Origin of the sequence: Butyrivibrio sp. VCB2006 (genome assembly GCF_000420945.1) — a bacterium.
Lineage (GTDB): Bacteria > Bacillota > Clostridia > Lachnospirales > Lachnospiraceae > Butyrivibrio.
Window position 1 is genome coordinate 107,173 of record NZ_ATVX01000005.1, and the last position, 23,632, is coordinate 130,804.

Consider the following 23,632-nt stretch of genomic DNA (forward strand, 5'->3'; position numbering starts at 1 on the left):
TACATTTGAAAGGGGTACTAAGGAAATATGCAGTACGCAGACATTGGAATTGATTTAGGAACAGCCTCTGTACTTGTTTACATCAGAGGTAAGGGTGTCGTTTTAAAAGAGCCATCAGTTGTGGCATATGACAGAGATACAGAAGAGATCAAGGCTATCGGTGAGGATGCAAGACTTATGCTTGGTCGTACACCGGGTAACATTGTAGCTGTCAGACCACTTCGTCAGGGCGTTATTTCTAACTACAAGATCACAGAGCAGATGATGAGATATTTCATCAAGAAGGCTATCGGACGTAGAATCCATCGTAAGCCTTTCATCGCTGTATGTGTTCCTAGTGGTGCTACTGAGGTTGAGAAGAAGGCCGTTGAAGATGCTACAAGACTTTGCGGCGCAAGAGATGTTAAGACAATCGAAGAGCCTATCGCTGCTGCTATCGGAGCAGGTATTGATATTACAAAGCCATGCGGAAATATGATCGTAGATATCGGTGGTGGTACATCTGATATCGCTGTTATTTCTCTTGGTGGTACAGTTGTAAGTACATCAGTTAAGGTTGCCGGAGATGACTTCGACGAAGCTATCGTTCGTTACATGAGAAAGAAGCACAATCTTCTTATCGGTGATCGTACTGCAGAAGATATTAAGATCAAGATTGGATCAGCTTACCCACGTGCTGAGGATGATTACATGGATGTCAGAGGTAGAAACCTTGTAACAGGTCTTCCTAAGACAGTAAGAGTATCATCTGAGGAAACAGAGGAAGCTCTCAGAGAACCTACATCACAGATTATCGAGGCTATCCACAGCGTTCTTGAGAATACACCACCTGAGCTTGCTGCAGATATTGCAGACAGAGGAATTGTTCTTACCGGTGGTGGAGCTCTTCTTCGTGGACTTGAAGATCTTATCTATTCTAAGACAGGCATCAACACAATGACTGCAGAGGATCCTATGACAGCAGTTGCTATCGGAACCGGTCGTTATGTAGAATTTATCGTTGGTTTCCACGAGGATTAATACCCTGTTCATGGACTGAATGGGCGATAAGACCAGGATGGTATGAGGAAAATTGGATGGTAAAGGGTCTTTACACTGCTTACACAGGTATGATCAACGAACAGCGCAGAATGGATGTGCTGACCAACAATCTTGCTAATGCCGACACCAATGGTTACAAAAAAGAAGGATTAACAGCGCGAGCTTTTAAGGATCAGCTTGCGCTGAAGATAAAGGATTATACTGATGCTCCCAACACTGCACGTGGACTGGGCATTATTAATCCTGGTGTAAAAATAGGGGAAAGCTACGTTGACTGGACCGAAGGACCAATGAAGGAGACACAAAACACCTTCGACTTCGCTATAGCTGGACGTGGCTTTTTTGCTGTGGATTACACAAATAAGGCTATAAATATCGAAAGAGATACCAAGGAACAACAGGATATCATGTACACCAGAGATGGCTGCTTTACTCTTAAGATCCTTGATCCTAAAAAGCCTGAGGAAGGTTATCTTACAACTCAGGATGGAGATTTTGTTCTTGATAATAAGGGCAAGCGCATAAAGCTTGATACACAGATTCCTGTTCAGACAAATACTACAGGCGAACTTATTCAGGACGGCGAAGTTGTGGCTATACTTGGCGTTTACGACTTTGAGGCAACCGAATATCCTGATGGCCGCTATTCTTATGACAATCTTCTACACTATGGTGAAAACTTCTATATTCCGGTTGATGAGAATGTTGAAGCTACAGCTTTGGAATTCCCTACAGTTTATCCGGGATTCCTTGAACAGTCCAATGTATCTGTTGTAGATGAAATGGTTAATATGATTGCTACCCAGAGAAATTATGACACCAACCAGAGAATGATCACTACTATAGATGGTACACTTGAAATTGCAGCTAATCAGATTGGAAGGATCGGTTAAAATTTAGAAAATTTTAATAAAGTAATCTGATGCTGAAACCGATATATAGATAGAACAAAGATTACCAGTCACGGAGGACGGTAATATGGCATTATCGAAATCGGAGGTGGCTTATGGTAAGAAGTTTATGGTCCGCTGCAACGGGTATGAATGCCCAGCAGACGAATGTTGATACTATATCTAATAACCTTGCCAACGTTAATACCGCAGGATATAAAGCGCAAGGCGCTCAGTTTAAATCTCTCCTTTATCAGGAACTTCAGACAGTTACAACTACAGCAAATGGTGCTCCCAAGCCAGTTACCTCTCAGGTAGGCTTAGGAACCAGAGTTGCGTCCATAAATCAGTTCTTTAAGCAGGGATCTTTTTTGACCAATGATAACCCTGCAGCTATGGCTATCAGTGGAGATGGCTTCTTTAGCTACTTCGATAGTGATGGAACGACTCAGCTTTATACGAGAAATGGTAACTTCAGCTGGGCACTTTCTGAGGCAGGAGGAACATCACTGGTTCTGACTACTGCAGAGGGTAATAAAGTACTTGATACTACAGGAAAAGAGATCGTAGTAGACGGAAACAGAGTAGCAAGCCGTATTACAATCGGTGGTGACGGAAAGGTTTATTATCCTGATGAGCAGGGCGTTCCACAGGAACTAGGATTCCAGGTTGGCTTGTGGCAGTTTCCTAACAGAGAAGGCCTTGAGAGAGTTGGAAGCGTAGCATTTAAGGAGACTCCTGCAAGTGGAAATGCTATTAACGAGTCAACAGCAGCAGGTGCTATTAAGCCAAGTGAAATCGTTCAGGGATATCTTGAAGGCTCCAACGTAAACGTAGCAACAGAGATGGTTAACCTGATCGTAGCTCAGAGAGCATATGAAATGAACTCAACAGCGATCCAGACAACTGATGAGATGATGCAGACAGCTAACGGACTTAAGAGATAATAGTAAAGCATAGATAATGCGATAGCGGGGGAAGACTATGGCATCATTAGATATTAAGGGGCTCAATGCCACTGCTTTAACTGAATTTGCACTAAGCGAAAGTAAGAATGCTTCTGCTGAACTTGTTAAGAACAAGGTAAGCAGTGTATCGGACAAGTCTTCAGACGATGAACTGTGGGCTGCTTGTAAAAGCTTTGAAGCATACTTCCTGGAGCAGATGTTTAAGGAAATGCAAAAGTCTGTAGATGCCATCAAACCTGATGGGGGAGATAAATCCACACAGACTCTTGTGGATTATTTTAAAGGTGAAACACTTCAGGATATCTGCGGAAGCGCAGTAGAGACTCAAAGTAATGGTTTCGCCCAGATGTTATATGAAAATCTTAAACGAAATTATGATATTCCAACAGCTCCTGAAGCTGCTGCAAGTGCGGTAGAAACAGAGGATGTCGAAGAATAAAATAAAAATGATTGATAAAGCGCGTAATTCTTAAGAAATCTTAAGAATCATGCGCTTTTTATTATGCTATAATGCCTATTATGGAAAACGAGAACGAGATTATTAAAGGTTATATTGAGCATTTTATATACAAGAATGCTGAAAATGGATATGGGGTTGTTAACCTGGTTTCGGAGGATGAGGAGATAATCTGCACAGGAACATTTAAGGATGCGGATGTGGGAGACTTTCTGGAGGTTGAGGGCTCTTTTGTCACCCATCCTGTGTATGGCGAGCAGCTTAAAGTGGTGAGGTTCAAGGTGATTGTCCCTGAGGATGCTGTATCTATGCAAAGGTACCTTGGCTCCGGCGCCATCAGGGGAGTTGGAGAGGCTCTGGCAGCCAGGATTGTCAAAATGTTTGGGGATGACACCTTTAGAATTATTGAGGATGAGCCTGAGCGTCTGGCAGAAGTTAAGGGAATCAGTGAGAAGAAGGCCATAGATATAGCGATTCAGATGGCTGAAAAAAGAGAAATGCGAGATGCAATGATCTTTTTACAGCAATATGGAATCAGCAATACGCTGGCTGTTAAGATATTCAACCAGTACGGAAGCAGGATTTACGCGATCATCAAGGAAAATCCCTATCAGCTTGCGGATGATATCAGCGGTGTGGGCTTTAAGACAGCTGACGAGATTGCAGGGAAAGTCGGAATTGCAGTGGATTCCGAGTATCGAATCAAGTCTGGCATTTTGTATTGTCTTTTGCAGGCATCGCTTGATGGTAATACCTATCTGCCACTGGAGCAGCTTATAGACAGGACTGTGGAGATATTGTCCGGCGGACCACAGGAGGTAATTGACAGGGAGAGTGTCAAGGCTCAGATTGGAAACCTCATGATGGATAAAAAGCTGGTCAGCAAGAATGAGGACCAGATATATGCCGCCAGCTACTATTACGAGGAGCAGGGCTGTGCAGTTATGCTGGAGGGCCTTAACCTTGAGGAAAAGGTGACGGATTCTGAGAGGCAGCAGTGCCTGTCTAAGATAAAAGAGATTGAGGAAAGACGCGGAGTTTGCCTTGATGATCTGCAGAGAGAAGCAGTATTAAAAAGTATCTCCAACGGCATTGTCATAATCACTGGTGGACCGGGAACAGGTAAGACCACAACCATCAACACCATAATCAATTACTACGCCGGTGAGGGCCTGGATATTATGCTGGCGGCGCCTACAGGCAGAGCTGCCAAGAGAATGACCGAGGCTACAGGGTATGAGGCCAGAACAATACACAGACTTCTTGAGGTTTCAGGTCAGGTGAGCGATGATGATGACGGTCGCTCCGGGGGAGTTCATTTTGAGAAGAACAGGGATAATCCCCTTGAGGTGGATGCCATAATTATTGATGAGATGTCCATGGTGGATATTCATCTCTTTTACGCGCTTCTAAAGGCGCTGGTGCCGGGAACACATCTGATTTTGGTAGGAGACAGCTCACAGCTTCCAAGCGTAGGCCCCGGACAGGTCCTTAAGGATCTGATAAACAGCGGTAAGTTTTCCACAATAACGCTTCAGAAGATATTCAGGCAGGCGGAGGAGAGCGACATAGTTATGAATGCCCACAGGATTCATAACGGTGAGAAGCCTGTGATTGATAATAAGAGTAAGGATTTCTTTTTTCTGGAAAGAGATGACAGTAATGTCATTTATAAGCACATGATACAGCTCATAAGGGACAAGCTCCCGGGCTATGTTGGGGCGGACTCCTATGATATACAGGTGCTGACACCAATGAGGAAGGGACCTCTAGGCGCGATTCAGCTTAATCTTGTGCTTCAGGAGTATTTGAATCCGCCGGATCCAAGTAAGAAGGAGCACACCTACGGCGACCAGATTATCCGCGAGGGTGACAAGGTCATGCAGATCAGGAATAATTACCAGGCGCAGTGGGAGGTTATGGGCAAATACAACGTTGCTATAGATTCAGGCATGGGAATATTCAACGGAGATATGGGCATTGTCAGGGAGATCAACGAGTATTCGCAGGAACTTGTGGTTGAATATGATGAGCACAGACGCGTGAGATATCCCTTCTCAGAGCTTGATGAGATTGAGCTTTCATATGCCATAACCATCCATAAGTCACAGGGAAGCGAGTATCCGGCTGTTATCATGCCAATCTTGGGAGGCCCCAGGATGCTTCTCAACAGGAATCTATTATATACAGCTGTTACCAGGGCTAAGAGTACGGTGTGTATTTTGGGCAGCAGCCAGACGTTGTTCAGTATGGTTGACAATGAGCAGCAGCTGCGAAGATATACAGGACTGATGGATAGGATAGTAGAGATTTTTAATGCTTCAGAGTTATAAAAATAATGTGCTTAGGCTTAAGGACAAGGTTCTGGATGTGGTATATCCGGGGCACTGCCCGATTTGCGATGAGCTTTTGCCTTACGTAGAGACTACGGATGGAAGCATTTCTTTTGGCAGAATGATACATAGGGACTGCGCAAAGAAAATCCGATATGTGAGGGGTAATACCTGCATGAAGTGCGGAAAACCTCTTCCGGGAAGCGAACAGGAGAGGGAGTACTGCAGGGACTGTGCCAAAACAAGACATGTATTTGACAGAGGCTTTTCTGTATTTGATTACAGAAGCATTTCGGGATCTATATATAAATTCAAGTACATGGGAAGGCAGGAGTATGCAAGGTTCTATGGAAAAGCTACCGGGAGGCTCCTTGGAAAAGAACTAAGGAGACTTGGAATAGATGCCATAATCCCGGTACCGATGTACAAGCCCAAGCAGATAAAAAGAGGATACAACCAGGCGGATGTTTATGCTAAAAGCGTTGGAAGAGAGCTTGGAATTCCAGTTTATAAAAATGTTATAAAAAGGAATAAAAATACGCTTCCAATGAAGAAATTAGACGCTCGCGGCCGCCGCAATAATTTGAAAAAGGCTTTTAATATAGCCCGAAATGATGTAAAATTTAAATGCATACTTATTATCGATGACATCTATACAACTGGAAGTACTATTGATGAGATCGCCCACGAGTTTCGGATTGCAGGAGTTGAGAAAATCTATTTTCTGACATTGGCAATCGGGCAAACTACTTAAAATAAACGGAGGTCACTTTATGAACTTACGGAATTGTGCAAGATGCGGTAAAATGTTTAACTACATCGGTGGTCAGCCTATTTGTGATCCATGCAAGAAGGCCATCGAGGAAGATTTCCAAAAGGTAAAGCAGTACATCGTCGATAATCCGCGTGCAGGACTTAAACAGATTGCTGATGACAATGGCGTAACTACCAAACAGATTCAGCAGTGGATTCGCGAAGAGCGTCTCATGTTTACAAGTGATTCTCCAATTCAGCTTCAGTGTGAGAACTGTGGAGAACTTATTCAGACAGGAAGATTTTGCGCAAAATGTAAAGGAACAATGGCTAATAATCTGAACCAGACTTTCGCAAAGCCGCAGCCTGCAGTTCAGCAGCCGGTTAAGAAGGAGCAGAAGGCTGGTATGCGCTTCCTGGATACATAAGGAGCAGCAATGTTAGATGAAGAAAAAGTCATTTTGATGACCAAAATGACTGCGTTCATAGACCGTGAAGGCAAGAAAAACGATGCGATAAACACATATTTTAAGAGTGATTATGTGGGCTACAACATAATCAAATCCGTAATAAGTGCCACTATCGTGTACGCTATATGTCTTGGGACCTATGTTCTGTGTAAATTTGAGGAGGTTTTGTCTAACCTCTATAATACAGAGAATTTATTGTCAGTAGGCAGGAAGTGGTTGATATACTACCTCCTGCTTGTTGGCGTGTATTGTCTTGCAACATATGTCATTTATTCCGTTCGATATACCAAAATGCGAAAGAGTATGAAGGCATATTATGGCAATTTAAAAAAACTAGCTAGAATGTACGAGAAAAAGGATTGATAATATGACTTCATTACTGGAACTTAAGCAATATATCAGCAAATTTTATATTAAGAACGAGACATATATCGCATACGTGTGGAAGTTTCTTCTGGCACTTATCACTATTGCAATGATCAACAATAAACTGGGATATATGCAGCCTCTCAATAACATCGCTATTGTTTTGATGGCTTCACTTTTGTGCGCAATTTTGCCGGCGAACTTTATTGTGTTTATTGCAGCAGCTTTCATTCTGGGACATTTATACTCAGCAGCTGTTGAAAGTGCTCTTATTGTAGCCATCATTTTCCTTTTGATGTTTCTTCTGTATTTCAGATTTTCACCTAAGGATACTTTGGCAGTTCTTTTGACACCACTGTTTTTCTTTATGCATATTCCGTATGTAATGCCACTGGCAATGGGACTTTTGGGACTTCCTACATCAGTAGTTTCAGTTTCCTTCGGCCTTGTGATTGCGTATATGATCAATTACTTTGCAGCAGGAAACAGCGTAGGCAAGATCGGAACAGATGTTGAAGAGACTTCTAACCAGTTCCAGTCAGTACTTAAAGGAATTCTTGGAGATAAGGCCATGCTTGTTATGATCATTGCTTTCGCAGTGGCTCTTATCGTTGTTTATATTATTCGCAGATCATCAATCGATCATTCCTGGAGAATCGCAATTGCTTCAGGAGCAATAAGCATTATCGTTTGTACATTGGTTGGAGATCTTGTGCTGGAGACACAGATTTCATTCTTTGGCGTAATTCTCGGCACAATCGTTTCAGCAGCGCTGATGATTGTGGTAGAGTTTTTTGCCTTTAATGTTGACTATAGCAGAACTGAGAAGGTTCAGTTTGAAGATGATGAATACTACTATTATGTGAAGGCTGTGCCTAAGGTTACTGTTTCTGCTCCTGAGAGAAGGGTTAAGAGAATTAATCGTGCCAAGGAAAGGCGCAGATGATATAAAGGAAATATAGTAGCATATGGATTTTCTTTTTGACTTTAACAGAACAACTTTACATATGCCTACGATCAGGTTCTTTGATATACTGGAAATCTTTATTATCGCGTTTCTGGTATATCACATTCTGGTTTGGGCGAAGGATACCAGACTATGGTCCCTTTTAAAAGGGGTCATAGTTATTGTTGTGTTTATACTTATTGCAGCAATATTCAATATGTCCACCATTTTGTGGATTGTTGAGAAGGTAATCGGAATCGCTATTACAGCTATGGTAGTTATTTTGCAGCCTGAACTTAGAAAGGCTTTGGAAGAATTGGGGCGTAAAAACTTTTTTGCCAATCTGTTTGCTATCGGAGATGGCAGAACAGAGGAGAGATTCTCTGACAAGACTCTTAATGAGATTACCAGAGCCTGTGTAGAAATGGGCAAGGTTAGAACAGGTGCGCTTATTGTTATCGAGCAGAATCATCCTCTTACTGAATTTGAACGTACAGGAATTGACGTAGACGGCATAGTTACAAGCCAGCTGCTTATCAATATTTTCGAGCACAATACACCGCTTCATGACGGTGCAGTTATTATCAGAGGAAACCGTATCACTTCTGCAACTTGTTACCTTCCTTTGTCAGATAACATGGGAATCGGTAAGGAACTTGGTACCAGACATCGTGCCGGTATCGGTGTTTCAGAAGCGACAGATTCCCTTACAATCATTGTTTCCGAGGAGACTGGTAAGATAAGTGTTGCATATGAGGGAGAGCTTGAGAGAGCTGTAGACAGCGACAGACTTCGCGAGCGTCTGAGATTTATTCAGAACAAGCACAAGACTGAAGCTCCGGTCAAGCATTTTGCCAGAAAGGCCAGGGCTAAGAAATGAAGAGAATAACAGCCAATTGGGGATTGAAACTGGCTTCGCTTATATTTGCAGTAATTGTTTGGTTCCTGGTAACCAACATTAACGATCCGATTATTTCGGTCAGATACACAAATATCCCTGTAACAATCAAAAATGGAAATGTTATAACGGATAAGGGACAGGTGTACACAGTACTTGATGGAAGTGACACTATCAGTTCCGTTACTATCTATGCGCCAAGAGCAGTTATAGACTCTCTTAGCCAGAGTAATATTGTGGCTACAGCCGACATAAGTAACTTATCAAGTCTTAATACTGTCAGCATTGATGTAGTTACCAACAAGTATTACGACAAGATTGAAAAGATTATTCCAAGTTCTGATGTGGTGAAGTTAAACGTTGAGAGAAAAGCCAGCAAGAGCCTTGCTCTAACAGCGACAACCTCAGGAACTTTGTCTGACGGATATATTATTGGTGATGTGACAACAGAACAGAACATGGTCAGAATCAGCGGACCTGAGTCATTTATCAACAGTGTGTCCAAGGCTTCAGTAGATGTTGATGTTACAGGTTTTACTTCCAACATCGGAACAGATGCGGACATTGTATTGTATGATGCGGACGGTAATCCTCTTGATACTTCTCAGGCGGGAGTATCAATGAATATCAAGACTGTTCGTGTTAACATTCAGATTCTTGAAACCAAGTATATTCCGGTCAAGTATAATGTGACAGGTGAGCCGGCATCAGGTTATGCTCTTACAGGTCAGATAGACAGTACACCGTCAGAGGTGCTGGTGGCAGGAAGAAGCAGTGTTATTTCAGGACTGAGTGTACTTACTGTAGATGATGACAGTCTGGATGTATCCGGATACACCGGAAACCTGACTACAACCATAGACCTTAGCAAGTCACTTCCTACAGGCGTTAGCTTTGGCGATAGTGATTTTAACGGTACAGCATCAGTTGTTGTTTATATCGGAACAGTTGTTGAAGAAACCTTCGAGATCAGTGTGAACAATATTTCTGTTGAAGGTGAAGTTGAGGGATACGAAATATATGTGGATGACAGTGAGTACGATCAGGTTTCGCTGACACTCCAGGGACTTCGCAGTAATATAAATGCGATCAATCCGGAAAATATTACGGGAACAACCAAAGTGAGTGATATTTTATCATTCAATGAGCTGACGGAGCTGACACCTGGCACATATACAGCACCTATTGCTTGGAATATACCGGATGGTGTATATTGTAAATCTGCTGTCAGCGTTTACGTTACAGTTAAAGAATTAGAGTAAAGAGGTTTTTATTATGAGTAGATTATTTGGTACAGACGGCGTAAGAGGAGTAGCTAATGATGAACTTACTCCACTCCTTGCTATGCAGCTTGGACAGGCAGGCGCGTATGTTCTTTCTAAAGAGGTAAATCACAGACCTACAATTATGGTTGGCTGTGATACAAGACTTTCTGGTGACATGCTGGCAAGCGCTCTTATGGCAGGCGCATGTTCAGTAGGCGCTGATGTTGTTAATGTTGGTGTTATTCCTACACCTGCAGTAGCATATCTTACCAGGCAGTACCGTGTTGATGCAGGAGTAGTTATTTCTGCTTCACATAATCCTATGGAGTTTAACGGAATCAAGTTCTTTGATAGCAATGGTTTCAAGCTTCCTGATGCAATGGAGGATGAAATCGAAGTGCTTATCCGTAACAATATGGAAGGCGTTAAGATGCCTACCGGAGCAGGCGTAGGTAGAATCAAGACTCGTACCGATGCCAGAGAAGAGTATATTAACCATAATCTTAAGACAGTAGATATCAGCCTTTCCGGCATGAAGATAGTTATGGACTGTGCTGAGGGAGCTTCACATTACACTTCCGTAGAAGCTATCAGACAGCTTGGCGCTGAAGTAATTGTAATACACAACAATCCTGATGGAGTTAATATCAATTCAAACTGCGGATCAACTCACATGGAAGAGCTCATGGGCAGAGTTGTGACAGAGAAGGCTAATATTGGCCTTGCATTTGACGGTGATGCAGATAGATTCCTTGCTGTTGACGAGAATGGTAAAATGGTTGACGGTGATGAGATCATGGCAATCATCGGCAAGTTTATGAAGGATAACGGTAAGCTTGCCAAGAATACAATAGTAGCAACTGTTATGAGTAACCTGGGCTTCTTCAAGATGGGCGAAAGAGAAGGAATTCAGATCGACAAGACCAAGGTTGGTGACAGATATGTTCTTGAGCACATGAAGGAAATCGGGGCTAATCTCGGTGGAGAGCAGTCAGGACATATTATCTTCCTTGATGACAATACTACAGGAGATGGTCTTTTATCAGCACTGCACCTCTTAGAGGTAATGGTTAAGACCGGTAAGCCACTTTCAGAGCTTGCCAAGGTAATGGAGGTTATGCCTCAGGCGCTGGTTAATGCTCATGTTCCTACACACAAGAAGGATAAGTATATGGAGTATCCTGAGGTTGCAGGAGCAATCGCAAATCTTGAGAAAGAGTTTGCCGGAGACGGAAGAGTCCTTATCAGACCTTCAGGAACAGAGCCTCTCGTAAGAGTTATGATCGAGGGAAAAGACCAGAAAAAGATTGAAGACGAAGCCAAAAAACTTGCTAAGCTCATTGAGGAGGTTATGCTGTAATATGGTTAGCCAGAAAGTAGTTATTACTAATCCTACAGGATTGCATTTAAGACCGGCAGGAAATCTGTGTAAGGTTGCAATGAACTACAAATCACATATTACTTTTAGCTATGGTGAAAATACCGCCAATGCTAAAAGTGTTCTTAGTGTTCTTGGCGCTTGTATTAAATGCGGCGATGAGCTTGTATTCAAGTGTGAAGGGCCGGATGAACAGGAAGCTATGGATGCTCTCGTTGAAGCAATTGAGAGCGGACTTGGTGAGTAATAAATAATAAAGGGGTAATTAGGTATTATGAAAAGATTTAAGGCTTTAGTATTGGCAGGAATAACAGCTGCTATGCTAATTGGTTGCGGGAATTCTAGTGATGATGCTGTTGTTGGAATCAGTATTGAGAAGCTTGAGGATGTAGCTCCTGTAGTGGAGGCTAGCGTTGAGGCTTCCGTAGAGGAGTCCAATGAAGACATGCCACCTCAGGAAGGCATGGTTAGAAGTTATTTTACTAATGAGTGGGTTGATGAATCTGTTAATACAAACAGACCACTTGCAGTTATGTATCCTATCAACAAGGAAGCTCAGCCACAGTACGGGCTTAGCAATGTAGCAGTATTCTATGAAATCATGGAAGAGGGCAGCATGAGCCGTCAGATGGGTATTCTTGAGAACTGGGAAGGACTTGATAGAATCAGAAATATCAGAAGTATTCGTGACTACTTCATTTATGCAGCACTTGAGTATGATCCTGTTATCGTTCACTATGGCGGACCTGAGCTTTATGTAAGTGGTGTCCTTACAGGCAAGAACAGACCTGATGGTGTTGATGATGTAGAGAACCTTAACGGTGTAGGCGGTAAGGCAATGGGCTCTGATTATGGCGCGTTCTTCCGTGTTCCTGAGGGAAGTACTTCTGAGCACACTGCATTTACAGATGGCTCACATGTAGCATCTGCTATGGAGAAAGCCGGATACTCCAAGACACACAGAACTGAGTATTTCCAGGAAGGTTCACACTTTACTTTTACTGGTTATACAAATCCTAATACATTGGAAGATTATGCAGATGCTGTAGAGGCAACTGAGATTGATATGGCAGGATGCTATCCTGTAACCAAGTCAGCACTTAAGTATGATCCCGAGAAGGAAGTATATCTTAAGACTCTTTACGGTGATGCCCAGAAGGATGCTGTAACAGGCGAGCAGCTCGCATTTACTAATGTTATTATCCAGAGAACATACCATGAAGTTCGTGATGCTAACGGATACCTGGCTTATCAGATGCATGATAAGACAAGGGATGGATATTACATCACAAAGGGCAAAATGATTCATATGACTTGGGAGAAGACAGCAGATTATGCTCCAACCAAGTATTATGATGATAACGGCCAGGAAATCACATTTAATACAGGTAAGACAATGATCTTTGTTATTCAGGAAAAGGGTGGTTCATTCTCTAAGTTTGAGGTTAACGGAACTACTTACGAAGATTGATGTTTATTAGGGAATATACTGCGGGCGGCAGAGATGCCGTCCGTTTACATTGAGAAAGGTAATTTTGCATGGAAAAGATAATTGTAACAGGATGCAATGGTCAGCTCGGTAGAGCAATTAACAAGGAACTGGCAGGTAAATACGAGCTTGTTAACACAGATGTTTTTGAAGGAGATGGCATTACTCCTCTTGATATCACTAATGTAGATAATGTAGTGAAGCTTGCAAGAGAGGTTAAGCCTGCAGCAATTATCAACTGTGCTGCTTATACTGCGGTAGATAAGCAGGAATCAGATATTGATCTTTCATACAAGATCAATGCAATCGGACCTAGGAACCTCTCTATTGCAGCAACAGAGGTAGGTGCTAAGCTGGTTCATGTTTCTACAGACTATGTGTTTGAGGGAAACGGAACTAGACCATACGTTGAGTTCGATAAAACAGGCCCTGTAAGTGTATATGGCAAGACAAAGCTTGCAGGTGAAGAGTTTGTTAAGCAGTTCGCAGATAGATTCTTTATTGTAAGAACAGCATGGCTTTACGGTGATGGCAAGAACTTTGTTAAGACTATGCTTGGTCTTTCAGAGAAGATGGATGAGATCAGCGTTGTTATGGATCAGCAGGGAACTCCGACAAGTGCCAAGGAACTGGCTAAGGCAATTGCTTTCCTTTGCCCAACAGATAACTACGGTGTATTCCACGGAACATGTGAAGGATCAACAAACTGGGCTGATTTCACAGATGAGATCTTTAGAATTGCCGGAAAGACTACTAAGGTTAACCATGTTACTACAGCACAGTATATTGAGAAAAATCCTCAGGCAGCTCCAAGACCAGCCTACAGTATTCTTGAGAATTATATGCTGAAACTTACTTCTGACTACATGTTTGCTGACTGGCATGATGCTATTGAGGAATATTTAAAAGAGCTTCTGTAATTTGTTTTTAGGAAGTATCGGAGATTTTGTATGCAGTTTTTTAGTGATTTATTAAGTAATAAGATACTTGTGGCGTCATTTTTTGGATGGTTATCCGCACAGGTACTCAAGACAATTATCTACGTTCTGGTTAACAAGGAATTTAACCCGGAAAGACTTACCGGTGATGGTGGAATGCCAAGTTCACATTCTGCTACGGTAATGGCCCTTGTGACAAGCGCTTGCTACTATTATGGCGCAGGAAGCTTTGAATTTGCCATTGCCGGAGTAATGGCCCTTATTGTCATGCACGACGCTATGGGTGTAAGAAGAGAAACCGGTATTCAGGCCAAGGTAATCAACAATATGATGGACTGGTTTCAGGAGCTTGACAGTGATATTCCTGCTGAGGAAAAGCTCAAGGAATTTGTAGGCCATACACCTCTTCAGGTTTTGTTTGGAGCTATTCTTGGCGTTATAGTCGGATTTATTGTGTGTAACCTTTACTAAACAATAGTAAGCGGGGGTATATAGTACGTGCTATCAGTTGTACTTATCTGGATATATGCAACAGCCACAACCTATTTGACAGGCTTTGCATTTCTTAAGTTCATAACCTCCCTGGAATGTATGCACTCCAAAAAGGGGAATGGTACATACAAGAAATATAATGCTCATTTTAGGGCCAGCTATATTATTGCCGGACTGGTTGTTAATACAGTATACGCAGAGATATATAGTTTATTTGGCGGGGTTGGGCTTGTAGCCAACATCCTGCTTGTTGCTGTTTGTGTAGTTATAGCGGTTTATTACAGAGATGAACTTTTCGGGGACTTAGTGGATGTACTTCGCCTTTTTGTTTCCGGAAGGAATGGATATTATTATCTTTTGGTATTTCTTTTGATGGCTTATGGCACCTCACATGGAATCATGCACTATGATTCCGACCTTTATCATGCGCAGGCAATCCATTGGATAGAAGACTACGGTGTGATAAAGGGGCTTGGTAATCTTCATGTGAGACTGGCCTACAATAGCGCATCTTTTGCGTTGTCTGCTTTATACAGTATGAGTTTTATAGCAGGCAGATCTTTTCATGTGATGGCAGGTTTCTGCGCTTTGATGCTTGCCTGGGAATGCCTTGATCTAAAGGATTTGTTAAGACGAGGCCAGCCAATATTATCTGATTTTGCCAGAGTGATGGCTATTTACTATCTTTTTACTATCTTCGATGAGATGGTAGCTCCGGCATCTGATTATTTCCTTTCTACTATTGTTTTTTATATTGTGATAAGGTGGCTTGATATGAACGTTAAGCATGAACGTTCATATGTGCCATATATTATGCTGTCTCTTTTAGGGGTGTTTGCTGTGACCATCAAACTTTCAGCCGCTCCTATTATGATACTTGCCATTATTCCGATCTACAGACTCTTTTCCAGTAAGAATCCCAATAAACTTAAGGTATTTGGACTGTCTGTACTTACTGCTCTTATAATATCGGTGCCGTTTTTCATTAGAAACATCATCATTTCCGGATGGTTGGTATATCCTGTTACTTCCATCGATTTATTTAATGTTAGCTGGAAGATTCCTGAGGGACTTGCAGCTTACGATGCCAAGGAGATAAAGACCTACGGAAGAGGTTTTACCGACGTGGCAACCTATGGGGATATGCCCTTTGATCAGTGGATAGGAAGCTGGTTTGAAGGAATACACGGTGTAAACAAGATTATGCTTGTGCTTGATATCCTTGCAGTGGCGGCCTACATTGTATTTCTTATTTATTTCTTTGCTGTGGCTATCAATAAAAAGGCTAAGCTGGGGGATAATAAGATATTTAGTATCAGTGACAGAAGAATGGTTAATTTCGCGGATTTTTTGACCATAAGCGGCACTATGGTGGCTTGCCTTGTGTTCTGGCTCTTTACAGCGCCTCTTATCAGATATGGTGAGGTCTATGTCTGCCTTACATTTGCAATTATATTCGGAAGATTGTTGATAAGACTGTTTAACCATATAGGTTATGAATCGGAAATTGCCAAAAGAGCTCTTCACATTGCGGTCATGATTTTGAGCTTGTGGCTTTTGTACAAGGGCATTAACCTTGTAAAGGCTGATATTCCATCCTTTAACCCAGTTAATCTGCTGGTTCAGGAAGATTATGGACAGTATGAAGTGTCTGAATTTGAAATATCAGGTGTTACTTTTTACTATCCAAATGAAGGCGACAGGATAGGATATAGTTATTTCCCAGCGGCAACAAGGGATATGACAAAAGAAATCAAGTTTATCGGATATGATATAACAAGCGGCTTTATGCCGATTGCTGAATAATAAAAATATTATTAAGTGATTATAAAGCAAATATAAAAATATATTAAATATCGCATACAAATGAACTGCGTACAGTTAAATGAAGTATCATAGTAGTAGATAAAAGGACGACCCGATGTGTTAGATAAGGGGGAGCTTTATGAAGAAGGTTTTATTACTACTAATGACTTTTTTGATGGCGGCAATGTTCTTTGTTCCGGTTACAGCACAGGCATCAAACGAGGACGACGTTCTTACGATGATGAATGCTGTCAGGGAATCAGCTGGATTAGAAGCTCTTACTATTGATGAGGATCTGCAGGATATTGCAGAGATCAGAGCGGTGGAGTGTTCCCAGAAATTCTCGCATATAAGGCCTAACGGTAAGGCCTGGTATACTGTATCCGACCTCACAAATGGTGAAAACCTGGCCCATGCTAGAAATTATAATCAGCAGAAGCCTGAAAATGTGGTCTATGCATGGACCCTTAGTTCTAAGCACTATGCTAATCTCGTAAGGAACTCTTTTACCTCGGTTGGAATAGCTTATTATGTGGGGGACAATGGAGATACCTATATAGCATGTGAGTTTCGCTGATGGATTTTAAATTGATATGTATGAATAAAAAGAACCCAGTCATTCGACTTTTGATCGAAGACTGGGTTTTATTATGTGTTGTTAAAAGAATTATCTCTCGGCACGCATAGGATTGTTTAAGAAGTCCTCGTATGCGAGACGGATACCGTCATCAAGCTCTGTTGTGTATTTCCAGCCAAGCTTTTCAGCCTTGGAAACATCAAGAAGCTTACGAGGTGTGCCGTTTGGCTTAGTAGGATCCCAACGGATTTCTCCGGTGTAGCCTACAATAGCTGCAACCTTCTCGGTAAGTTCCTTGATAGTAAGCTCTTTTCCTGTTCCTGCATTGACTGTCTCGTCACCGCTGTAGTTGTTCATAAGGAATACACAGAGGTTAGCAAGGTCATCAACATAAAGGAACTCACGAAGTGGGCTTCCGTCTCCCCAACAGGTTACGTATGGAAGGTTCTGCTCCTTGGCTTCATGGAAGCGGCGGATAAGAGCCGGAAGTACGTGTGAATGTGTTGGGTGATAGTTATCGTTAGGACCATAAAGGTTAGTAGGCATAACTGAAATGTAGTCTGTGCCGTACTGTTTGTTAAGGTACTCGCAGTACTTAAGTCCGGAAATCTTAGCAAGAGCATAAGCCTCGTTGGTCTTCTCAAGCTCTGATGTAAGGAGACAGTCCTCCTTCATTGGCTGAGGAGCCATTCTTGGATAGATGCAGGATGAACCAAGGAATTCAACCTTCTTACATCCATTTTTCCAAGCTGAGTGAATAACATTCATCTCGAGAATCATGTTCTCATACATGAAGTCTGCAAGAGCCTCTGAGTTACCCATGATACCGCCAACCTTAGCAGCTGCAAGGAATACGTACTCAGGCTTTTCTTCCTCGAAAAACTTTTCAACCTGATCCTGTCTTGTGAGATCAAGTTCTTTATGTGTACGGGTAATGATGTTTGTATAACCCTGTTTATTAAGTTCTCTTACGATTGCAGAACCAACCATTCCTCTGTGGCCTGCAACATATATCTTAGCGTTCTTTTCCACTTTATTTGCCTTTCTGAAACAATTTCGCTTATAAGAATTACTTGTCGATACCCTTTTCAAGGAACTCAGCAAGGTTGAATTTAACGTGCTCGTTGGCTCTTTCTACTGCAACCTTCTTCATATCATGCTCAACCATGATCTTAACAAGCTCTTCGAAGGAAGTTGTCTGTGGATTCCAGTGGAGCTTCTCTTTTGCCTTGGTAGGATCACCTAAAAGGTTAACAACGTCTGTAGGTCTGTAGAAATCAGGAGATACTTCAACAAGAACCTTACCTGTTTCCTTGTCATAACCCTTCTCATCAGCGCCTTCACCCTTGAACTCAAGCTCGATACCTGCATAGTGGAATGCAAGCTGTGCAAATTCACGAACAGAGTGCTGAACACCTGTAGCGATAACGAAATCTTCAGGCTTATCGTTCTGAAGAATGAGCCACATACATTCTACATAATCCTTGGCATATCCCCAGTCACGAAGAGATGAAAGGTTACCAAGATAGAGCTTATCCTGCTTGCCCTGAGCAATTCTGCTGGCAGCAAGAGTAATCTTACGTGTTACGAAGGTCTCACCACGTCTCTCTGACTCGTGGTTGAAAAGGATGCCTGAGCAGCAGAACATGTTGTAAGCTTCTCGGTACTCTTTGATGATCCAGTAGCCATAGAGCTTAGCTACAGCATATGGGCTGTATGGATGGAAAGGAGTATTTTCACTCTGAGGAACTTCCTCAACCTTACCATAAAGCTCTGATGTTGATGCCTGATAAATACGGCATGTATCAGCAAGTCCACACTGACGAACAGCCTCAAGGACTCTAAGAACACCTGTAGCGTCTACATCAGCTGTGAACTCAGGTGAATCAAAGGATACCTGAACGTGTGACTGAGCAGCCAGGTTGTAGATTTCATCAGGACGAACCTTACCTACTACTCCAAGAATGCTCATTGAGTCACCAAGATCACCGTAGTGAAGATGGAAATGCTCGTGTCCTTCAAGGTGAGCGATTCTTTCTCTGTAGTCAACGGATGATCTACGGATAATTCCGTGAACGTCATAGCCCTTCTCAAGAAGGAACTCTGCAAGATAAGAACCATCCTGACCTGTTATACCTGTAATAAGTGCTTTTTTAGCCATATTATTTTCCTCTCGATAAAAAATAAAACATTTGCATATTTCCAACTAATTATAAATGCTAAATTTAACTATTTAAATTCACTTTCTTGATTTTGATTTGCATTATCTTGACATGGAAGCTAAACTTATGATATGAGTACGGTTATGCGCTATAAATATGTGAATGTATCTCGTAGTTCTGAACATTTCGATGAGCCAAATCAATGGATTTGTCTCATCTACATAGAACTATAATCGATACATTTACATATTCATAGCTTATAACCTGACTATGTAGACTTATATTTATAGTTTAGCATATATCAAGGAGGCCCTATTGAAAGACCAGTTGTTTCAAGGTGAATATGTTTCTTCAAACAGAATGCTGTATACACCATCGGAATTTGCCAAGTCTAATCTGATGTATTTGCAGGAAATTGGTTCGCTAAAAGCTAAGAAAACTCATACCAGTAAGAGACAAAATCTTGATTCATTTTTGTTTTTCTATGTAAAAGAGGGCAGTGGAATCCTGGACTATGGCGGAAGGGAATATACGGTAAAGAGCGGTGACTGTGTCTTTATCAACTGCAAAAACCCATATATGCACAGAACCTCGGAAGATCTGTGGACTCTGGAGTGGATCCATTTTAACGGAGAAAGTGTGCTTCCTATATACCTTAAGTATGTGGAAAGAGGCGGACAGCCGGTGTTCAGGCCGGAAAGTGGATTTGCACCGGAGAGGATATGGGAAGATATAAATTCTACCGCCAGATCTTCGGATTATATCAGGGACATACGAATCAATGAGAACCTTTCAAGGCTTATCACTTTTCTTATGAGCTTTAGCTGGAATCCAGAGGCGGAACCTGTTTCCAATAATTCTCAGACTATCATAAATCTTAAGGACTATCTTGATACGCATTATCAGGAAAAGATAACTCTTGATATGCTTGCGGACACTTTCCTTGTAAATAAGTATTCTCTTTCTAGAGGCTTTAAGGAACAGTATGGAACCTCTATAATCAATTATCTTTTGATAACCAGAATCACCCATGCCAAGCAGATGCTGAGGTTTACGGATGAGTCTGTGGAAGAGGTTGGAAATAAGTGCGGCATATCGCCACTTTATTATTTTTCCAGGATATTTAAGCAGATAGAAGGCATAAGCCCTATGGAGTACAGACTACAGTGGAAATGAGCCAAGTCATTGAAAGAAACGGCCTAAAAGTGTAAAATGTTTGGTAGGATTGCGTTATTATGCTTATAAGACGCTAATATAATTTATTGGGAGAAGTACAATGGAACTTTTGAGTGTTATTGTTCCCTGCTATAACGAACAGGACAACATAATTGATTTTTATGATGAGCTTTTTAAGACAGAGAGCTTTTTTAAAGAGAGAAATGTAGATATTGAGCTGATTTTCGTAAACGACGGCTCCAAGGATAATACTGTCCCTGTGGTAAAAGAGCTTCATGAGAGGGACGGAAGAGTACATCTTATCAACTTTTCAAGGAACTTTGGTAAAGAGGCCGGAATGTACGCCGGACTTCAGAAGGCTAAGGGCGACTATGTAGTAGTTATGGACTGTGATCTTCAGGATCCACCGGCTCTTTTACCTGAGATGTACAGATGTATTGTGGAGGAAGGCTATGACAGCGTAGCCACAAGACGTGTGGACAGAAAGGGTGAGCCTCCTATCAGATCATTCTTTGCAAGACAGTTTTATAAGTTGATCAATAAGATGTCCAAGACTGAGATTGTTGACGGAGCAAGGGATTACAGACTTATGACAAGACAGTTTGTGGATTCTATTCTTTCCCTTGAGGAGTACAATCGTTTCTCCAAGGGTATCTTCGGATGGGTTGGATTTAAGACCAAGTGGCTTGAGTTTGAGAATATCGAGAGGAAGAAGGGAGAGACCAAGTGGTCCTTTTGGAAGCTGTTCCTCTATGCCCTTGACGGTATTGTGGCATTCTCAACAGCACCTCTTGCAATGGCATCGGTACTGGGAGTTTTGTTCTGCTTTATTGCTCTGATATTTATTATTTTCATTGTTGTAAGGCAGCTCACAGTTGGTGATCCTTATAATACTGTAGGATGGGCATCAACTGTCTGCATTATTTCCCTGGTAAGCGGTGTACAGCTCTTTTGCATGGGTATTATCGGACAGTACCTGTCCAAGACATACCTTGAGGTTAAAAAACGTCCTATGTACATTGTAAAAGAGGAGTTATAATGGTCAGCATTATTGTTCCCGTTTACAATGCAGCTAAATATATTGAGAACACCATAAAGATGGTGAGTGATCAAACCTACAATGATTGGGAGCTTATTCTGGTGGACGATGCATCAACCGACGGAAGCGCTGATGTGATCGAGAACATTATAAAAGGCCAGGGTAAGCGCATCAGACTCATCAGGAAGAACAACAATGAAGGGGCAGCAGCTGCCAGAAACACAGGTATTGATGCTTCTTCAGGAAGATTTATCGCATTCCTTGATGCAGATGATGTCTGGATGCCGCAGAAGCTTGAGAAACAGGTGGCATTCATGGAAAAGACCGGAGCAGCATTTTCTTTTCACTCCTATGAGTTTGGAGATGAGGATGCCAATCCGACGGGCAGAGTTGTCAGAGCACCTAAGGAGCTCAGATTCAGGCAGGCTTTGTCCAGAACCGTGATCTTTACGACAACTGTTATGTTCGACACAGAGAAGATAGACATGGAGATTATCCATATGCCTCAGGTACCCAGTGAGGATACAGCCACCTGGTGGAGAATCCTTAAGAGCGGGTATGTGGCTTATGGCCTTGACGAGAATATGGCCATTTACAGAAGGCCGGCTAAATCCTTGTCATCTAATAAATTTATAGCTATACAAAGAATCTGGTTCTTGTATAGAAATATTGCAGATCTGTCGATTGTGCAGTCCTTTTACTATTTTGTGGGATGGGCTGTCAGAGCAACACTTCGCAGACTGTGACCGGTAAAAGGGGATTTTGTATGAAAAACGTTGAATCAGCCAAGAGAATTCTGGTTCTTTTTCTGGGGTTTATTGGTTTGGGGATGCAGACCGCTGTATATGCTTTCTTTTGGTTTAGAACGTATTATCCTATTGTTTCTGCGACCCGTATAAGCCAGGATGGATATGTCCTTGGTGGTGGACTTAAGCTGTATTTCAGAGGTCATGTTCTTATTTTAGGAATTTACTTCATACTTCTTTTGTTCTTTTCAAATACCTATGGAGGACTGAAAATAGGTTATCTTAAGCCTATGGATGTGTTCTTTTCACAGATTTTCGCCCTCTTTATGGTGAATTTCATATCTTATTTTCAGATTTCACTTTTGAGAAACTGGCTTGTTAAGGCTTGGCCAATGGTGATGATATTTGTTATCCAGCTGGCGATTTCTTTCCTGTGGGCCTATGCTACAAACGGCTTGTATATGAAGATATTTAAGCCAAGGCAGCTTCTTTTGGTAAGTGGTATTTATCCCGTAGACGATATAACCAAGAAATTCAACACAAGAAAAGATAAGTATCATATTGCCAAGTACATGAATATTTCCGAGGGAATTGAAAAGATTTATGAAGAGTGCCTTGGAAACTATGACGGCGTTATTATTTGGGATGTTCCGAGTGAGTACAGGAACGGTCTTGTTAAGTATTGCTACGGCAGAAACATAAGAATTTATGTAATGCCCAAGATCACGGATGTTCTTTTGAAGGGATCAACACAGCTTCACCTGTTTGATACTCCTGTTCTGCTTCTTAGGGAATATGCTATTAAGATCGAGAAGAGGGCTATAAAGAGACTGATTGATATTGTGTTATCTCTTTTACTGATAGTTCTCTGTTCTCCTGTCATGCTTATTACAGCTATTGCCATTAAGCTTTATGACGGAGGCCCTGTTCTGTACAAGCAGGTTAGATGTACTCAGTATCAGAGGCAGTTCAAGATCATGAAGTTCAGAAGCATGCGTGTGGACGCTGAAAAAGATGGTGTTGCGCGTCTTGCTTCCAAGAATGATTCAAGAATCACACCTATAGGTAAGTTTATCAGAACATGCAGAATAGACGAGCTTCCACAGCTGTTTAACATTCTTGTGGGAGATATGGCATTTATCGGACCAAGACCTGAGAGACCTGAGATAATTGCTCAGTATCTTGAGGAAATGCCGGAATTTGCCTTCAGAATGAAGGTTAAGGCCGGACTTGCAGGCTATGCGCAGGTTTATGGCAAGTACAATACAACGCCTTATGATAAGCTCAAACTGGATCTTACATATATTGAAAATTATTCTGTTTGGCTTGATATTAAGTTGATGCTCTTAACAGTCAAGATTTTGTTTACGCCTGATAGCACAGAGGGTGTTGATGATGATCAGGTTACTGCTCAGAAAAAGGCATAAGTTCTGATTTGGGAG

The 23,632-nt window shown here is 41.9% G+C and carries 24 protein-coding genes; 22 read left to right on the top strand and 2 right to left on the bottom strand.

All coding sequences use genetic code 11. The features are described 5' to 3' along the window. Positions 1-27: 27 nt before the first annotated feature. From G613_RS0106320 to G613_RS18545, 18 genes are all read left to right on the top strand, one after another. A complete protein-coding gene (locus tag G613_RS0106320) occupies positions 28-1,020 on the top strand; it encodes a rod shape-determining protein (RefSeq protein WP_029231852.1) in 993 nt (330 codons plus the stop codon). Between the two features lie 56 nt (positions 1,021-1,076). Continuing rightward, a complete protein-coding gene (locus G613_RS0106325; protein WP_029231853.1) occupies positions 1,077-1,934 on the top strand; it encodes a flagellar hook-basal body protein in 858 nt (285 codons plus the stop codon). A 113-nt stretch (positions 1,935-2,047) separates the two neighbouring features. Then, positions 2,048-2,878 carry a flagellar hook-basal body protein gene (locus tag G613_RS0106330; RefSeq protein ID WP_029231854.1) on the top strand — a complete coding sequence of 277 codons (831 nt, stop codon included), beginning with the start codon at positions 2,048-2,050 and terminating at the stop codon, positions 2,876-2,878. A 37-nt stretch (positions 2,879-2,915) separates the two neighbouring features. Beyond that, on the top strand, positions 2,916-3,338 hold the full coding sequence (locus tag G613_RS0106335) for a hypothetical protein (RefSeq protein ID WP_029231855.1): 423 nt from the start codon (positions 2,916-2,918) through the stop codon (positions 3,336-3,338). A gap of 80 nt (positions 3,339-3,418) precedes the next feature. Further along, positions 3,419-5,689: an SF1B family DNA helicase RecD2 gene (recD2, locus tag G613_RS0106340; protein ID WP_330361447.1), complete on the top strand. Its 2,271-nt coding sequence runs from the start codon at positions 3,419-3,421 to the stop codon at positions 5,687-5,689. Continuing rightward, on the top strand, positions 5,673-6,443 hold the full coding sequence (locus G613_RS0106345) for a ComF family protein (RefSeq protein ID WP_029231857.1): 771 nt from the start codon (positions 5,673-5,675) through the stop codon (positions 6,441-6,443). The genes recD2 and G613_RS0106345 overlap by 17 nt, the downstream gene beginning before the upstream one ends. Before the next feature lie 19 nt (positions 6,444-6,462). Then, positions 6,463-6,870, top strand: coding sequence for a hypothetical protein (locus G613_RS0106350; protein ID WP_029231858.1), 408 nt, complete (start codon positions 6,463-6,465; stop codon positions 6,868-6,870). A 9-nt stretch (positions 6,871-6,879) separates the two neighbouring features. Then, on the top strand, positions 6,880-7,275 hold the full coding sequence (locus G613_RS0106355; protein WP_029231859.1) for a hypothetical protein: 396 nt from the start codon (positions 6,880-6,882) through the stop codon (positions 7,273-7,275). A 4-nt stretch (positions 7,276-7,279) separates the two neighbouring features. Then, positions 7,280-8,224 carry a hypothetical protein gene (locus tag G613_RS0106360; protein ID WP_029231860.1) on the top strand — a complete coding sequence of 315 codons (945 nt, stop codon included), beginning with the start codon at positions 7,280-7,282 and terminating at the stop codon, positions 8,222-8,224. A gap of 22 nt (positions 8,225-8,246) precedes the next feature. Then, complete coding sequence (gene cdaA, locus G613_RS0106365; RefSeq protein ID WP_029231861.1) at positions 8,247-9,104, top strand: diadenylate cyclase CdaA; 858 nt, start codon at positions 8,247-8,249, stop codon at positions 9,102-9,104. Then, positions 9,101-10,384, top strand: a complete 1,284-nt coding sequence (locus G613_RS0106370) for a CdaR family protein (protein WP_029231862.1) — start codon at positions 9,101-9,103, stop codon at positions 10,382-10,384. Before cdaA ends, G613_RS0106370 begins: the two co-directional genes overlap by 4 nt. Positions 10,385-10,397: 13 nt before the next feature. Next, the gene (gene glmM, locus G613_RS0106375; protein WP_029231863.1) at positions 10,398-11,747 is read left to right on the top strand and encodes a phosphoglucosamine mutase; all 1,350 of its coding nucleotides are present in this window, start codon (positions 10,398-10,400) and stop codon (positions 11,745-11,747) included. A gap of 1 nt (position 11,748) precedes the next feature. Then, positions 11,749-12,012, top strand: coding sequence for an HPr family phosphocarrier protein (locus G613_RS0106380; protein ID WP_029231864.1), 264 nt, complete (start codon positions 11,749-11,751; stop codon positions 12,010-12,012). A gap of 27 nt (positions 12,013-12,039) precedes the next feature. Next, entirely contained in the window at positions 12,040-13,236 is a 1,197-nt protein-coding gene (locus tag G613_RS0106385) for a DUF3048 domain-containing protein (RefSeq protein ID WP_029231865.1), read from the top strand. A gap of 68 nt (positions 13,237-13,304) precedes the next feature. Continuing rightward, positions 13,305-14,174, top strand: coding sequence for a dTDP-4-dehydrorhamnose reductase (rfbD, locus tag G613_RS0106390; RefSeq protein ID WP_029231866.1), 870 nt, complete (start codon positions 13,305-13,307; stop codon positions 14,172-14,174). A 30-nt stretch (positions 14,175-14,204) separates the two neighbouring features. Next, positions 14,205-14,663: a divergent PAP2 family protein gene (locus tag G613_RS0106395; protein ID WP_029231867.1), complete on the top strand. Its 459-nt coding sequence runs from the start codon at positions 14,205-14,207 to the stop codon at positions 14,661-14,663. A gap of 27 nt (positions 14,664-14,690) precedes the next feature. Next, the gene (locus tag G613_RS0106400) at positions 14,691-16,490 is read left to right on the top strand and encodes an LIC_10190 family membrane protein (protein ID WP_029231868.1); all 1,800 of its coding nucleotides are present in this window, start codon (positions 14,691-14,693) and stop codon (positions 16,488-16,490) included. A gap of 139 nt (positions 16,491-16,629) precedes the next feature. Continuing rightward, the gene (locus G613_RS18545) at positions 16,630-17,067 is read left to right on the top strand and encodes a CAP domain-containing protein (protein ID WP_029231869.1); all 438 of its coding nucleotides are present in this window, start codon (positions 16,630-16,632) and stop codon (positions 17,065-17,067) included. A gap of 90 nt (positions 17,068-17,157) precedes the next feature. Here the strand turns inward: G613_RS18545 and G613_RS0106410 are convergent, their stop codons facing one another. Then, complete coding sequence (locus G613_RS0106410) at positions 17,158-18,099, bottom strand: GDP-L-fucose synthase family protein (RefSeq protein ID WP_029231870.1); 942 nt, start codon at positions 18,097-18,099, stop codon at positions 17,158-17,160. 37 nt (positions 18,100-18,136) lie between these two features. Then, positions 18,137-19,228 (bottom strand): GDP-mannose 4,6-dehydratase, encoded by a 1,092-nt coding sequence (gmd, locus tag G613_RS0106415; protein ID WP_029231871.1) that lies wholly within the window; start codon positions 19,226-19,228, stop codon positions 18,137-18,139. 316 nt (positions 19,229-19,544) lie between these two features. Here gmd and G613_RS0106420 point away from each other — a divergent pair, with 316 nt between their 5' ends. From G613_RS0106420 to G613_RS0106435, 4 genes are all read left to right on the top strand, one after another. Continuing rightward, positions 19,545-20,405, top strand: a complete 861-nt coding sequence (locus G613_RS0106420) for an AraC family transcriptional regulator (protein WP_029231872.1) — start codon at positions 19,545-19,547, stop codon at positions 20,403-20,405. 100 nt (positions 20,406-20,505) lie between these two features. Beyond that, positions 20,506-21,444: a glycosyltransferase family 2 protein gene (locus G613_RS0106425; protein WP_029231873.1), complete on the top strand. Its 939-nt coding sequence runs from the start codon at positions 20,506-20,508 to the stop codon at positions 21,442-21,444. Beyond that, positions 21,444-22,190, top strand: a complete 747-nt coding sequence (locus G613_RS0106430; protein WP_029231874.1) for a glycosyltransferase family 2 protein — start codon at positions 21,444-21,446, stop codon at positions 22,188-22,190. The genes G613_RS0106425 and G613_RS0106430 overlap by 1 nt, the downstream gene beginning before the upstream one ends. Before the next feature lie 20 nt (positions 22,191-22,210). Beyond that, positions 22,211-23,617, top strand: a complete 1,407-nt coding sequence (locus tag G613_RS0106435; RefSeq protein ID WP_029231875.1) for an exopolysaccharide biosynthesis polyprenyl glycosylphosphotransferase — start codon at positions 22,211-22,213, stop codon at positions 23,615-23,617. Positions 23,618-23,632 lie beyond the last annotated feature (15 nt).

What these genes read in the sequence shown, in the direction of transcription:
- G613_RS0106320 (WP_029231852.1), top strand. Translation starts at nt 28, where the DNA reads ATGCAGTACGCAGACATTGGAATTGATTTAGGAACAGCCTCTGTACTT.
- G613_RS0106425 (WP_029231873.1), top strand. Translation starts at nt 20,506, where the DNA reads ATGGAACTTTTGAGTGTTATTGTTCCCTGCTATAACGAACAGGACAAC.
- G613_RS0106395 (WP_029231867.1), top strand. Translation starts at nt 14,205, where the DNA reads ATGCAGTTTTTTAGTGATTTATTAAGTAATAAGATACTTGTGGCGTCA.
- G613_RS0106355 (WP_029231859.1), top strand. Translation starts at nt 6,880, where the DNA reads ATGTTAGATGAAGAAAAAGTCATTTTGATGACCAAAATGACTGCGTTC.
- G613_RS0106345 (WP_029231857.1), top strand. Translation starts at nt 5,673, where the DNA reads ATGCTTCAGAGTTATAAAAATAATGTGCTTAGGCTTAAGGACAAGGTT.
- G613_RS0106430 (WP_029231874.1), top strand. Translation starts at nt 21,444, where the DNA reads ATGGTCAGCATTATTGTTCCCGTTTACAATGCAGCTAAATATATTGAG.
- G613_RS18545 (WP_029231869.1), top strand. Translation starts at nt 16,630, where the DNA reads ATGAAGAAGGTTTTATTACTACTAATGACTTTTTTGATGGCGGCAATG.
- G613_RS0106330 (WP_029231854.1), top strand. Translation starts at nt 2,048, where the DNA reads ATGGTAAGAAGTTTATGGTCCGCTGCAACGGGTATGAATGCCCAGCAG.
- G613_RS0106380 (WP_029231864.1), top strand. Translation starts at nt 11,749, where the DNA reads ATGGTTAGCCAGAAAGTAGTTATTACTAATCCTACAGGATTGCATTTA.
- G613_RS0106435 (WP_029231875.1), top strand. Translation starts at nt 22,211, where the DNA reads ATGAAAAACGTTGAATCAGCCAAGAGAATTCTGGTTCTTTTTCTGGGG.
- rfbD (WP_029231866.1), top strand. Translation starts at nt 13,305, where the DNA reads ATGGAAAAGATAATTGTAACAGGATGCAATGGTCAGCTCGGTAGAGCA.
- recD2 (WP_330361447.1), top strand. Translation starts at nt 3,419, where the DNA reads ATGGAAAACGAGAACGAGATTATTAAAGGTTATATTGAGCATTTTATA.
- G613_RS0106360 (WP_029231860.1), top strand. Translation starts at nt 7,280, where the DNA reads ATGACTTCATTACTGGAACTTAAGCAATATATCAGCAAATTTTATATT.
- gmd (WP_029231871.1), bottom strand. Translation starts at nt 19,228, where the DNA reads ATGGCTAAAAAAGCACTTATTACAGGTATAACAGGTCAGGATGGTTCT.
- G613_RS0106350 (WP_029231858.1), top strand. Translation starts at nt 6,463, where the DNA reads ATGAACTTACGGAATTGTGCAAGATGCGGTAAAATGTTTAACTACATC.
- G613_RS0106370 (WP_029231862.1), top strand. Translation starts at nt 9,101, where the DNA reads ATGAAGAGAATAACAGCCAATTGGGGATTGAAACTGGCTTCGCTTATA.
- G613_RS0106325 (WP_029231853.1), top strand. Translation starts at nt 1,077, where the DNA reads ATGGTAAAGGGTCTTTACACTGCTTACACAGGTATGATCAACGAACAG.
- glmM (WP_029231863.1), top strand. Translation starts at nt 10,398, where the DNA reads ATGAGTAGATTATTTGGTACAGACGGCGTAAGAGGAGTAGCTAATGAT.
- G613_RS0106385 (WP_029231865.1), top strand. Translation starts at nt 12,040, where the DNA reads ATGAAAAGATTTAAGGCTTTAGTATTGGCAGGAATAACAGCTGCTATG.
- cdaA (WP_029231861.1), top strand. Translation starts at nt 8,247, where the DNA reads ATGGATTTTCTTTTTGACTTTAACAGAACAACTTTACATATGCCTACG.
- G613_RS0106335 (WP_029231855.1), top strand. Translation starts at nt 2,916, where the DNA reads ATGGCATCATTAGATATTAAGGGGCTCAATGCCACTGCTTTAACTGAA.